Annotated in this window: 8 protein-coding genes, 1 other RNA gene and 1 pseudogene; 3 read left to right on the top strand and 7 right to left on the bottom strand. The window is 71.0% G+C overall.

Going from position 1 to position 12,331, the window contains the following annotated elements:
* From NS220_RS14630 to NS220_RS14605, 6 genes are all read right to left on the bottom strand, one after another.
* Positions 1 to 2,014 (bottom strand): DNA polymerase III subunit gamma and tau (locus NS220_RS14630; RefSeq protein ID WP_081323200.1); only part of this gene is annotated, 2,014 nt, incomplete at its 3' end.
* A 161-nt stretch (positions 2,015 to 2,175) separates the two neighbouring features.
* Positions 2,176 to 4,704, bottom strand: a complete 2,529-nt coding sequence (locus tag NS220_RS14625) for a glycoside hydrolase family 65 protein (protein ID WP_058624760.1) — start codon at positions 4,702 to 4,704, stop codon at positions 2,176 to 2,178.
* A 120-nt stretch (positions 4,705 to 4,824) separates the two neighbouring features.
* On the bottom strand, positions 4,825 to 5,559 hold the full coding sequence (locus tag NS220_RS14620; RefSeq protein ID WP_058624759.1) for an HAD family hydrolase: 735 nt from the start codon (positions 5,557 to 5,559) through the stop codon (positions 4,825 to 4,827).
* 62 nt (positions 5,560 to 5,621) lie between these two features.
* Positions 5,622 to 6,854 carry an acetate/propionate family kinase gene (locus tag NS220_RS14615; protein ID WP_058624758.1) on the bottom strand — a complete coding sequence of 411 codons (1,233 nt, stop codon included), beginning with the start codon at positions 6,852 to 6,854 and terminating at the stop codon, positions 5,622 to 5,624.
* Complete coding sequence (gene pta / locus NS220_RS14610) at positions 6,851 to 8,995, bottom strand: phosphate acetyltransferase (protein WP_058624757.1); 2,145 nt, start codon at positions 8,993 to 8,995, stop codon at positions 6,851 to 6,853. The genes NS220_RS14615 and pta overlap by 4 nt, the downstream gene beginning before the upstream one ends.
* Positions 8,996 to 9,125: 130 nt before the next feature.
* Positions 9,126 to 9,935, bottom strand: a complete 810-nt coding sequence (locus tag NS220_RS14605) for a DeoR/GlpR family DNA-binding transcription regulator (RefSeq protein WP_440589468.1) — start codon at positions 9,933 to 9,935, stop codon at positions 9,126 to 9,128.
* 41 nt (positions 9,936 to 9,976) lie between these two features.
* On the opposite strand from NS220_RS14605, the gene NS220_RS14600 reads away from it, so the two are divergent.
* The 3 genes and pseudogenes from NS220_RS14600 to NS220_RS20795 all read left to right on the top strand — a co-directional run.
* On the top strand, positions 9,977 to 10,648 hold the full coding sequence (locus tag NS220_RS14600) for an NUDIX domain-containing protein (RefSeq protein ID WP_058624756.1): 672 nt from the start codon (positions 9,977 to 9,979) through the stop codon (positions 10,646 to 10,648).
* A 135-nt stretch (positions 10,649 to 10,783) separates the two neighbouring features.
* Complete coding sequence (locus NS220_RS14595; RefSeq protein ID WP_058624755.1) at positions 10,784 to 11,416, top strand: DedA family protein; 633 nt, start codon at positions 10,784 to 10,786, stop codon at positions 11,414 to 11,416.
* Positions 11,413 to 12,129: pseudogene (locus NS220_RS20795) on the top strand (COG4705 family protein); the annotation flags it as partial. The gene NS220_RS14595 and the pseudogene NS220_RS20795, both read left to right, overlap by 4 nt.
* A gap of 99 nt (positions 12,130 to 12,228) precedes the next feature.
* On the opposite strand, the gene ffs reads toward NS220_RS20795, so the two are convergent.
* Positions 12,229 to 12,325, bottom strand: an RNA gene (ffs, locus tag NS220_RS19400) — signal recognition particle sRNA small type.
* Between the last annotated feature and the right edge of the window lie 6 nt (positions 12,326 to 12,331).

Below are 12,331 nucleotides of genomic sequence, written 5' to 3'. Positions count from 1 at the left end.
CAGCGGGAGCCGCACCAGCGGGAGCCGCACCAGCGGGAGCCGCAGCGGCGGGAGCCGCGCCAGCGCGGGCCGCGTCGCGGGTCTCGCGGCGGGCCGGTTCGTTCGTCGGTGCGGGGTCGCCCGGGGTGGGAGCCGTGTCGAAGGGGTGCGCGTCGGCCGCCTCGCGACCCGGCGCACGGCCGTCCGGCACCGGACGCTCGGGCGCACGGGACTCGGGCACTCGAGACTCGGGCACACGACGCTCGGACGCACGGTCATCGGGGCGGGGCTCGTCGTCGGGCGGCGGCGCGTCGTCGTCGGTGAAGGGCGGTGGGGCGTCGTCGTCGACCGGCAGGGCCGATCCCGGGCGCGACGAAGGTGCCGTCGGCGGGGCAGACGGCTTCGCGGGGGGAGTCACGGGTCGCTCCCCCGCGTTCGGCGCGGCGACGGTCGGGGATGCCACCGCGGACGGCGACGCTGCGATGGGAGGCTCGACGGTCGGCGTGGCCGCCGGAGCAGAAGCGTTCGGCGACGCGATGTTCGGCGACGCGATGTTCGGCGCGGCGATCCTCGGTGACGCGACCGCCGGCGACGCGGGGGCCGCGACCGGGCTCGCGGGGGCCTGTCGGCCGGGCGCGGCGATACCCGGAGCGGAGATTCCGGGCGCGGCGACGCCCGGCGACGCGACCGCCGGCGTGGCCGGGGCGGGCTCGGAAGCGGCCGCTCCCGGTGACGCGATGCGCGGGGCCGCGGGAGCCGCGACCCGCGGGACGTTCCCGCCCGCCGGGGCGATGTCGGCGGCGGGCGAAGCCGGACGGCCGGTGGCCGGTGAGGCCGCGGGGGCTGCGGCCCGGGCGGCGTCGAGATCGTGGATCGTGGCGGGTGAGGACCCCTGTGAGACAGCCGCGTGGGTGAGCACACGAGCCACGAGCAGCTCGAGTTGCAAGCGGGGCGAGGTAGCACCCGTCATCTCGTCGAGCGCGGCGACGACGAGGTCGGCCGTCCGCGACAGACGCGCGGCCCCGAACGCGGTGGCCTGCCGAGCCATGCGCTCGAGCTCGTCGTCGGGGACGCCGCGCAGCACGGCGGAGGCCCCCGCCCCGGTGGCCGCCACGACGATGAGGTCGCGCAGTCGCTCGAGCAGGTCGTCGACGAAACGGCGCGGATCTTGACCCGTCTGCACGACGCGGTCGACGGCGGCGAAGGCCCCGCCCCCGTCGTTGGCGGCGAAGGCGTCGACCACCTCGTCGAGGAGCTCGGAGTGGGTGTACCCCAGCAGCGCCACGGCGCGTTCGTACCGCACGAGCACGTGCCCGGCCGGTTCGGCCCCCGAGCCCGTCGAGGGGTCGCTCCCCGCGATGAGCTGATCCAGCAGCGACAGGGTGTCGCGGGGAGACCCCCCGCCGGCCCGCACGACGAGCGGAAGCACACCTGCTTCGACACCCACGTTCTCGCTCTCGCACAGTTCTTGGACGTATTCGAGCATCGCCGCGGGCGGAACAAGACGGAACGGGTAGTGGTGCGTCCGCGAACGGATGGTGCCGAGGACCTTCTCGGGCTCGGTGGTCGCGAAGATGAACTTCACGTGCGCCGGGGGCTCTTCGACGAGCTTCAGCAGGGCGTTGAAGCCCTGCTGCGTCACCATGTGCGCCTCGTCGAGGATGAAGATCTTGAACCGGTCGCGCGCGGGAGCGAAGATCGCGCGCTCGCGCAGATCGCGCGCATCGTCGACACCGTTGTGGCTCGCCGCGTCGATCTCGACGACATCGAGCGATCCGCTGCCGCCGCGCCCCAGCTCGACACAGCTGTCGCACGTGCCGCAGGGGGTGTCGGTCGGACCCGCGGCGCAGTTCAGGCACCGGGCGAGGATGCGGGCGGACGTGGTCTTTCCGCAGCCGCGCGGACCCGAGAAAAGGTAGGCATGGCCGACCCGGTCGCTGCGCAGGGCGGTCATCAGGGGCTCGGTCACCTGGGACTGCCCGATCATCTCGCCGAACGCCTGCGGGCGGTAGCGGCGGTACAGGGCTGTCGTCACCCGACCAGCCTACGGCGTACCTCCGACATCGCGTCCGCGGGGGCTTCCCCGGTCCCTCACGGACGGCGCAGAACCCCGCGCGCGTCACGAGCACAGGGGATGTCACCAGAAACGCCGAACGCGGCGACCCCGCGAGGGAGTCGCCGCGTTCGCGCGAGACATCAGACGTCCAAACCGACCGCGACGGGCTCGCCGTCGTCCTCCCCGACGATGGGGATGGCCGCGGTGACGATCGGGACGGAGGCCAGCAGCAGCGTGCCGTCCTCACGCACCGAACCCTCGAGCTGCCGGATCGAGGGGCGCCCCGGACGCACCGGGCCCTGGCCGTGCAACGGGACGCGCACCGTCTCGCCGGGAGCGACCGTGTAGTCGACGTCGCGGACGGCGAAATCCACGGGTTCTCCTTCGCCGCTCGCGCGCAGCGTCAGCGCGGTGGCGGTCAGGGTGACGTCGAGACGCGTGCCGTGCCAGTGCAGCACGTACGACAGCTCGGGCCAGTCGGCGGGCAGACGCGGATCGAACGTGAGCCGCCCGAAGTGATCGCGCATCCCGCCGAAGCCGCTGACGAGCGCCGTCCAGACGCCACCGGCCGACGCCACGTGCACCCCGTCCGAGGCGTTGTGGTGAAGGTCGCCGAGGTCGACGAACGCGGCCTGGCGGAAGTACTCCAGCGCGAGGTCCTGGTACCCCACCTCCGCGGCGAGGATCGACTGCACGACCGCCGACAGCGTGGAGTCGCCGGTGGTCAGCGGGTCGTAGTATTCGAAATCGGCGAGCTTCTCGGCATCCGTGAAGTGGTTTCCCTGCAGGAACAGCGCGAGCACCACATCGGCCTGCTTCAGCACCTGGTAGCGGTAGATGACCAGCGGGTGGAAATGCAGCAGCAGCGGGCGCTGGTCGGGCGGAGTGTTCTCGAGGTCCCAGATCTCGCGTTCCAGGAACACCGCGTCCTGGGGATGGATGCCGAGCGCCGGGCTGAAGGGGATGTGCATCGCCTCGGCCGCCCGGTCCCACCGCTCGGGCTCGGAGGGGTCGAGGTTCATGCGGTCGGCCATATGCGCGTACGCGTCGGGGTTGTTCTCGGCGAGCTCGCGGACCGTCCGGGCGGCGAAGCGCAGGTTGAAGCGCGCCATCACGTTCGTGAACAGATTGTCGTTGACGACGGTCGTGTACTCGTCGGGACCGGTCACGCCATGGATGTGGAACGAGTCGTGCTCCTCGCCGCCGTCGCTGGAGCGCCAGAAGCCCAGCGTCGACCACAGTCGCGCCGTGTCGACGGCGATGTCGACGCCCTCGCGGGCAAGGAACTCCTCATCGCCGGTGGCCCGGACGTACTTCGCGAGAGCGAAGGAGACGTCGGCGTTGATGTGGTACTGCGCGGTGCCGGCGGCGTAGTAGGCCGAGGCCTCTTCGCCGTTGATCGTGCGCCAGGGGAACAGCGCCCCCGCCTCGTTCAACTGGTGCGCGCGCTTGCGCGCGGCGGGGAGCATGAGGTAGCGCATGCGCAGCGCGTTGCGGGCCCAGAGCGGCGAGGTGTACGCCAGGAACGGCAGGACGTAGACCTCGGTGTCCCAGAAGTAGTGGCCGCTGTAGCCGGAGCCGGTCACGCCCTTGGCGGGGACGCCCTGCCCGTCGGCGCGCGCCGCGGCCTGAGCGAGCTGGAACAGGCACCAACGGGTGGCCTGCTGCAGGTCGCCGTGCCCGCCGATGCGGACGTCGGAACGATCCCAGAACGCCGCGTACCAGGCGATCTGCTGCTCGACGAGACCCTCGACCCCCGTCTCGCGCGCGCGGTCGAGGGTGCGCCGGCACCGGTCCAGGAGCTCACCCGTGGGGACGCCGCGGGAGGTGTGGTAGCTCACCAGCTTGGTGATGGTCGTCGGAACCCCGGCGCGCGCGTCCACTCGGAAGACGTTCTTGGCGATGTCGGGCTCGATGAGCTGACGCGAGGTCCACTCGTTCGCGGTGTCGACGAGGTGATCGGCGACGACGGCGAGCGTCATGCCCGACTCGGTCACCTCGTAGCTCAGCGCGGAGCGGTCGCCGTCCTGCCAGTACTCGCGCGGCTGGAGCACGCGATCGCTGAGCTTCTCGGTCTTGCGGGGGTCGAATCCGGCCTGCTTGGATGCCATCGGCGAGCCGCCGTAGATCCCCTCGCCGTCCTGGCGGTTCAGCAGCTGGCTGCTCACCGAGACGGGCGCGTCGGAGTCGAGCACCGTGACGGTGAGACGCAGCACCGCGAGGTGCTTCTCGTCGAACGAGACGAAACGCTCGTCCTCGATCCGCACGTGCTTGCCGGAGGGCGTGACCCACAGCAGGCTCCGGCGGAGGATCCCCTGGCGCATGTCGAGCACACGCTCGTACTCGCGCACGTCGGCGACGTCGAGCGAGAGCGGCTCGTCGTCGACGTAGACGCGCATGACTTTGGCATCCGGTGCGTTGATGATCGTCTGGCCGACCTCGGCGAAGCCGTAGGCCTGCTCGGCGTGACGGATCGGGAACGTCTCGTGGAAGCCGTTGATGAACGTGCCCTGCTCGTGCGCGAAGCGCCCTTCGATCGGGTTGCCGCGCAGGCCGAGATAGCCGTTGCCGACCGAGAACAGGGTTTCGGTAACGCCCACGTCGTCGACCGAGAACTCGGTCTCGATGAGGCGCCATTCGTCGATGGGGAAGCGATCGCGATCGATCATGCGGGCGGGCCTTCCGGTGGCAAGGTACAGGTGTGCCGCGCGGGCGGTGTCGGGTGTGTCCGCGCGGAGGGGAGCTGGGGATGCCGCGTCGGCGGCGGGGTGTCGCGCGAAGGCGACGGCTCAGTCTACGAACGCGGAGAGGTCGTCGACGACCACGGTGGCACCGGCGTCGGCGAGGTCGTCGGCACCGACTCCGCGGTCCACGCCCACGACGACCGCGTATCCGGCCGCGACGGCGGAGCGCACGCCGCTCAGCGCGTCTTCGACGGCGACCGACCGCGCGGGGTCGACGCCGAGCAGGCGGGCGGCCTCGGCGAAGACATCGGGGGCCGGCTTGGACGCCAGGTGGTCGCGCTCGGCGACGACGCCGTCCATGACCACGGGGAAACGTTCGCGGAGCCCCGCGGCCTCGAGCACCTCGACGGCGTTCTTCGAGCTCGACACGACGGCGATCGGGGTTCCGGCCGCCTCGAGCACGTCGAGGAGAGCCACGGAACCGGGGTACGGGGCGATCCCCTCGGCGCGCAGGATGCGCGAGAACACGGCGTTCTTACGGTTGCCGACGCCACAGACCGTGTCTTGCGACGGATCGTCGGAGGGGTCCCCCCACGGCACCTCGACGTCGCGGCTGCGCAGCAGACTCGCGACCCCGTCGTAACGCTTCTTCCCGTCGACGTACTCGAAGTAGTCGCGGTCGGTGTAGGGCGGCTCGATGTTCCACGCCGCGAAGAGCTCGTCGAACATCTCTTTCCAGGCCCGCATGTGCACCTCGGCGGTCGGCGTCAGCACGCCGTCGAGATCGAACAGCACGCCCTCGTACGAGGTGAGGTCGGGCAGGGCGGGGGTGTCGGTCACGGCATGCTCCCGGTCGGCGGAATGGTCGGCGAGACGTGATCAGCGTAGTGGCGAGGGGTGACTCACGAGGTGACCGACAGGGTCTGACGGGCGATCTCGAGTTCTTCGTTCGTGGGGACCACGAGCACCTCGACGCGCGAGGAGTCGGTCGAGATCCGGCGGATGCCACGCGCCCGCGTCGCATTGCGCTCGGGGTCGATCTCGACACCCGCGAAGCCGAGGGTCGCCATGGCCTCTTCGCGCACGCGGATCGAGTTCTCCCCCACGCCGGCCGTGAACGAGATGACGTCGACGCCGTCGAGCTGGGCGAGGTAGGCCCCCGCGTAGGCGCGGAGACGGTGGACGTAGACGTCGAAGGCGAGCTGGGCCGCGGGGTCTCCGGCATCCCGTCGCTCGCCGATGTCGCGCATGTCGCTGACGCCGGCGAGGCCGAGGAGCCCGGAACGCTTGTTCAGCAGCGTGTCGAGGTCGGCGATCGACATGTCGGCGCGACGCGCGAGTTGAAAGAGCACGGCCGGGTCGAGATCGCCGGAGCGCGTGCCCATGACGAGGCCCTCGAGCGGGGTGAGCCCCATCGACGTGTCGACCGAACGGCCGCCCTCGATGGCGGCGACGGAGGCGCCGTTGCCGAGGTGGAAGACGATCTGCTTGAGCTCGCCGTTCGGGCGGCCGACGAAGGCGGCGGCGGCCTCGCTGACGAACTTGTGGCTCGTGCCGTGGAAGCCGTAGCGGCGAATGCGATGGGCCTCGGCGACCTCGCGGTCGATCGCGTAGGTGTAGGCCTCGGGGGCGAGGGACTGGTGGAAGGCGGTGTCGAAGACGGCGACGTGGGGCACGTCGGGGAAGGCCTTCTTGGCCGCGACGATGCCGGCGAGGTTCGCCGGGTTGTGCAGCGGGGCGAGGACCGACAACTCGTCGATGTTGATCTCGACGAGGGGTGTCACGACGGTGGGCTCGAAGAATCGCGCCCCGCCGTGGACGACACGGTGGCCGACGGCGACCGGCGGACGCTCGTCGAGGGACGGGCCGTGAGCGGCGAAGGCGTCGAGCATAACGGCGAAGCCCGCGGTGTGGTCGGGGATCTCGCGCTCGATCTCGTACGTGGCATCCGTCATCGTCGGCGCGGGACCGTCGGGGGCGGCGAGGGTTGCTGCGGCGACGGTGTGCTTCGCGACGCCGGTCCCCTCCCCGATGCGCTCGACGAGCCCCGAGGCGAGGACCTCCTCGCGATCCATGTCGAGCAACTGGTACTTGAACGACGACGACCCGCTGTTGACGACGAGCACGACGCTCATTTGCTGCTCCCCTGCGCCTGGATCGCGGTGATCGCGATGGTGTTGACGATGTCGTCGACGAGCGCGCCGCGCGACAGGTCGTTGATGGGCTTGTTCAGGCCCTGGAGCACCGGCCCGATCGCGACGGCACCGGCCGAGCGCTGCACGGCCTTGTAGGTGTTGTTGCCGGTGTTGAGGTCGGGGAAGACGAACACGGTCGCGCGTCCGGCCACCTCGGAGCCGGGCATCTTGGCCTTGGCCACGGCCGCGTCGGCGGCGGCGTCGTACTGGATCGGCCCCTCGACGAGCAGCTCGGGCGCCCGCTCGCGCACGAGGGCGGTCGCGGCGCGCACCTTCTCGACGTCGGCCCCGGTTCCCGACTCCCCCGTCGAGTACGACAGCATCGCGACGCGCGGCTCGATGCCGAACTGGTCGGCGGTCGCCGCCGACGAGACGGCGATGTCGGCCAGCTGCTCGCTCGTGGGATCGGGGATGACCGCGCAGTCGCCGTAGACCAGGACGCGGTCGGCGAGGGCCATCAGGAACACGCTCGAGACGACCGAGACGCCGGGGGCGGTCTTGATGATCTCGAAGGCGGGGCGGATCGTGTGCGCCGTCGTGTGGGCGGCACCCGAGACCATGCCGTCCGCCAGGCCCAGGTGCACCATGAGAGTGCCGAAGTACGACACGTCGGTGACGGTGTCGGCGGCCTGCGCGTAGGTGACGCCCTTGTGCGCGCGGAGCCGGGCGTACTCGGTCGCGAACTTGTCGACGTGCACGGCGTCGAACGGGCTGAGCACCTCGGCGTCGCGGATGTCGATGCCCAGCTCGATCGCGCGTCCGCGCACCTCGATCGGCTCGCCGAGGATCGTCAGGTCGGCGATACCGCGCGCGAGCACCGTCGCGGCTGCGCGGAGCACCCGGTCGTCGGTGCCCTCGGGCAGGACGATGCGGCGCTTGTCGGCGCGGGCACGGTCGACCAGGCCGTACTCGAACATCAGCGGCGTGACGACGCTCGGGCGGGCGACGCCGAGCTCGCGCGTCAGGAGCGCGGTGTCGACGTGACGCTCGAACATCGCCAGCGCCGTGTCGTAGCGACGCTGCGAGTCGGCGGCCAGTCGCCCGCGCGTGTTCATGATGCGCACGGCCGTGTCGTACGTGCCGAGATCGGTCGCGATGATCGGCAGGGGCGAGCCGAGGCCGTCGATGAGCCGGACGATCGGGTCGGGAAGCTCGAACCCGCCGTTGAGCACGATGCCCGCGAGCGAGGGGAAGGTGCCCGAGGCGTTGGCGAGGAGCGTGGCGAGCAAGACCTCGCTGCGGTCGGCGGGGATGACGACGACCGCCGACTCCTTCAAGCGCGGCAGGACGTTGACCATCGACATGCCCGCCACGACGACTCCGAGCACCTCGCGGGTGAGCAGTTCGGGGTCGCCCTTGATGAGTTCCCCCTCGACCGAGCGCACAACCCCGCGCATGGAGGGGGCGATGAGGAAGCGGTCCTCGGGCAGGGCCCAGACGGGCACGGGCCGGCGCTCGTCGGACGAGGTGACGGGCGCCGCGTCGATGACCTGGCGGACGGAGGCCACGACGCCGTCGAGCTCGTCGGGATCAGCGCGATTCACGACGACCGCGAACACTTCGGCACGCTCGTGCAGCAGCTCGGAGACGGCCAGGGAGGCGATCTGCCCGACCTCATGCGGGGTGCGGGCCACCGACAGACCGAGCGTCTCGCCCTGGCCCTGCTGGGCACGACCGCCGAGGACGAGGAGGACGGGGGCGCCGAGATTCGCCGCGATCCGGGCATTGTAGGCGAGCTCGGCGGGGCTGCCGACGTCGGTGTAGTCGCTGCCGATGACGACCACGGCGTCGCACTGCGCCTCGACCGCTTTGTAGCGCTCGACGATGCGACCGAGCGCCGCGTCGGCGTCGTCGCGGACGTCGTCGTAGGTCACGCCGACGCAGTCGTCGTAGGCGAGGTCGACGCCGTCGTGATCGAGCAGCATCTCGAGCACGTAGTCGCGCTCGGCGGTGGAGCGCGCGATGGGGCGGAACACCCCCACGCGCGGGGTCACGCGGCTCAGGGCGTCGAGGACCCCGAGAGCCACGGTGGACTTGCCCGAGTGCCCCTCGGCGGACGTGATGTAGATGCTCTGCGTCACGTGTTCCAGCCTATTGCGGGGCTCTGACATCACCCCGGGGTTGCTTCGGCGTCGAGGGATCAGGAGCGCGCCTGTTCGTCTTCTCCCGCGGTGAACCGCGGTCGATCCCTCGAGAAGACACGTGCTTCACCTACAACTGATCGCTGACCCGTCCGTGAGATCCTCCGCGGCCGACCGCGCTCCGGCCCACGTACCGCATACGCGCGCCCGCGGCCTCGAGATCGACTGACAGCGGAGTGTCCGGCTCGAGGTCGGCGACGACCCCCGCCACCGCATCGAGCGGGAGGATGCCGAACCGCGAGGCCGCACCCAGCTTCTCCTCGCTCGCGAGCACGTAGGTTTCGGCGGCCCGCTCGGCGAGCACGCGCTTCATCGCCGCCTCGTCGGCATCCCCCGTCGTGAACCCCGCCGCGGGGTGCACGCCGGTCACCCCGAGGAAGAAGATGTCGGCGCTGATCCTCTGCGCGGCCTCGACCGCCGCGGAGCCGCACGCGACCGCGGAGTGCTTGAACACGCGGCCGCCGATCACGATGACCTCGGCCTCGTGGTGGAGCAGCGCCGCGGCGATGGTCGGCGAGTGCGTGATCACGGTGCCGGCAAAGGAACGGGGCAGCGCCTCCACCAGCGCCAACGTGGTCGTTCCCCCGTCGAGCAGAACCGTCGCCCCCGGCTCGATCAGGTCGAGCGCGGCGGCGGCGACGCGGGACTTGCTCGATCGCGCCACCGTGCCCCGGGCACCGTAGTCCGCGACCGCCGGCGAGGCGGGGAGAGCCCCGCCGTACACGCGGACGGCGAGGCCGGCGGCATCCAGTTCTCGAAGATCGCGGCGGATGCTGTCTTCGGAGAGGCCGAGCTCGAGCGCGACGTCTTTCACGACGAGGCGGCCGTCGCGGCGTAGTCGCTCGAGGAGAGCGTCCTTGCGGGCGGCGGCGAGCATCATGCTCCACATTCTTGCACGTTTCTGCACTATCGTTCCGAGTCATGAACGATCCACGCCCCGGCACCACCGTCCCCGACCATCGCGGCCGCACCGGCCTGCACCTCACCGGCGTCGACCTGGACCGCAATCCGCGGGTGATCGTCGAGGATGTCGAGCTGCTCGCCGCGGGCTGGCACGTGCTGCGCGCGACGACGTTCCGCTACCGCGGCGACGACGGCGAATGGCGCACGCAGAAGCGTGAGACGTACGACCGCGGCAACGGCGCGACGATCCTGCTCTACGACCCGTCACGGCGGACCGTGCTGCTGACCCGCCAGTTCCGCTACCCCGTCTACGTCAACGCCCACCCTGACGGCATGCTCATCGAGACAGCGGCGGGACTCCTCGACGACGACGACCCGATCACCGCGATCCGCCGCGAGGCCGAAGAGGAGACCGGTGTGCGCGTCGACGAAGTCCAGCACGTCTTCGACGTGTACATGAGCCCGGGTTCGGTCACCGAGCGCCTGCACTTCTTCGCCGCGGCGTACGACGGATCCTCCCGAGTGAGCGACCGGGGCGGCCTCGAGGAGGAGGGCGAGGAGATCGAGATCCTCGAGTACGGCATCGACGAGGCGCTGCAGCTCATCCGCGACGGTGAGATCCAGGATGCCAAGACCATCATGCTGCTGCAGTGGGCGGTGCTGGACGGGCCGTTCGCCCGCGGTCGCTGAGCGTGCACGCCGACAGACCTCACCCCGGGCGGTCGCTGCCTTCTTGGCGCTGTCTGGGTGGAAGGTCTCTAGCATCGCGTCGGTCGGCGTGCGCCGACGAGGCGGTGGACTCCGCCGACGATCGGAGGATCGCCCATGACCGCTCTCAACCCGTTCGACGCGGCGTCCGTGCTGCAGGCCTTCGGCCCCTTCGTGCTCGCGGGTATCGCGCTGCTGGTGTTCATCGAGTCGGGGGTGCTCTTCCCCTTCCTCCCCGGCGACTCGCTGCTGGTGACGGCGGCGATCCTCAGCGGACCGCTCGGCATCACACCGTGGCAGGTGGCGCTCGTCGCCTCACTCGCCGCGCTGGCGGGCGACCAGGTGGGCTTCTGGCTCGGCCGCCGGTTCGGCCGACGCCTGTTCCGCCCCGACGCGCGCCTGCTCACCACAGCCCGCCTCGCCGAGGCCGAGGCCTTCTTCGCCCGCTGGGGCGGCGCCTCGCTGGTGATCGGCCGCTTCGTTCCGATCGTGCGCACCTACGTTCCGCTCGTCGCCGGCGCGGCCGACATGCCCTACCGTCGTTTCCTCCTCTGGAACGCGGTCGGGGCCGTGGGGTGGTCGTGCTCGATGACCCTCGTGGGAGTGCTGCTGGGCGGCATCCCGTTCATCGCCCACAACATCGACGTGCTCGTGATCGTGATCGTCGCGGTGTCGGTCCTGCCCGTCGTCATCGCGGCCGTGCGCCGTCGACGACGCCTCTCGCGCGCGGCAGAGGAACCCGGGGCATGAGCGGGCACTCGCGCTCCCGCGTTCCCGAACCCACCGTGTCGTTCTGGCTCGTGAAGGTGCTCACGACCGGAATGGGTGAAGCGGTGTCCGATTTCCTGGTGACGCGCTTCAACCCCGTCCCGACCGTCCTGCTGACCGCGGTGGTCTTCGCCGTCGTGCTGGGGGCGCAACTGCGCCTGCGCCGCTACGTGCCGGCGTTGTACTGGGCGGCGGTATCGATGGTGGGCATCTTCGGCACCATGGCCGCCGACGTCGTCCACGTCGCCCTCGACATCCCGTATGCGGTGTCGACGCCCATGTTCCTGCTCGCGCTGGCTGCCGTCTTCGTCGTCTGGCGCAGAGCGGAGGGGTCGGTCGACGTGCACACCGTCACGACCGGTCGACGCGAATTGCTCTATTGGGCGGCGGTGATCACCACGTTCGCGGCGGGGACCGCCGCGGGTGATCTGCTCGCCTCGACGGCCGACCTCGGCTATCTCGGCGGCGCGGTCTTCTTCGCCGCCATCATGGCCGTGATCGTGGGCCTGCGCTCCGCGCGCCTCGTCGGTCCCGTCGTCGGGTTCTGGGCCGCATACGTCGTGACGCGGCCGCTCGGAGCATCGATCGCGGACTGGCTCGGCGTGGAGCCGATGCGCGGGGGTCTCGGGTTCGGCTCCGGCACGGTCGGGGGCATCGCCCTGGTGATCATCGTGCTGCTCGTGTCGGCATTGAGCGTGCGCGAGCGGGCGGGGAGCCCTACGGCCGCTCGCCCGGCATCCGCGGATCCCAGCGTGGAGAGCGCGGGCATCGCGCGCCGGCCCGGTTCCGGGCAAAGAAAAGACTCTCCGCGCACCCGGTAGAGCCTGGTTACCCTTGCTACGTTTCCGTCCTGGGGGAGTTGGCCTGGATGCCGCCACGCGGAGAGCCGTGTACAGC

Origin of the sequence: Microbacterium testaceum, assembly GCF_001476655.1 — a bacterium.
In the GTDB taxonomy this organism is placed as follows: Bacteria; Actinomycetota; Actinomycetes; order Actinomycetales; family Microbacteriaceae; genus Microbacterium; species Microbacterium testaceum_C.
Note: the sequence above shows the minus strand (reverse complement) of the source record. Positions and strands in the feature narration are given on the sequence as shown.

Bases quoted from the DNA above. Each gene is read 5' to 3' on its own strand.
- NS220_RS14625 (WP_058624760.1), bottom strand. From the start codon at position 4,704: ATGATCGATCGCGATCGCTTCCCCATCGACGAATGGCGCCTCATCGAG.
- NS220_RS14615 (WP_058624758.1), bottom strand. From the start codon at position 6,854: ATGAGCGTCGTGCTCGTCGTCAACAGCGGGTCGTCGTCGTTCAAGTAC.
- NS220_RS14605 (WP_440589468.1), bottom strand. From the start codon at position 9,935: ATGATGCTCGCCGCCGCCCGCAAGGACGCTCTCCTCGAGCGACTACGC.
- NS220_RS14600 (WP_058624756.1), top strand. From the start codon at position 9,977: ATGAACGATCCACGCCCCGGCACCACCGTCCCCGACCATCGCGGCCGC.
- NS220_RS14595 (WP_058624755.1), top strand. From the start codon at position 10,784: ATGACCGCTCTCAACCCGTTCGACGCGGCGTCCGTGCTGCAGGCCTTC.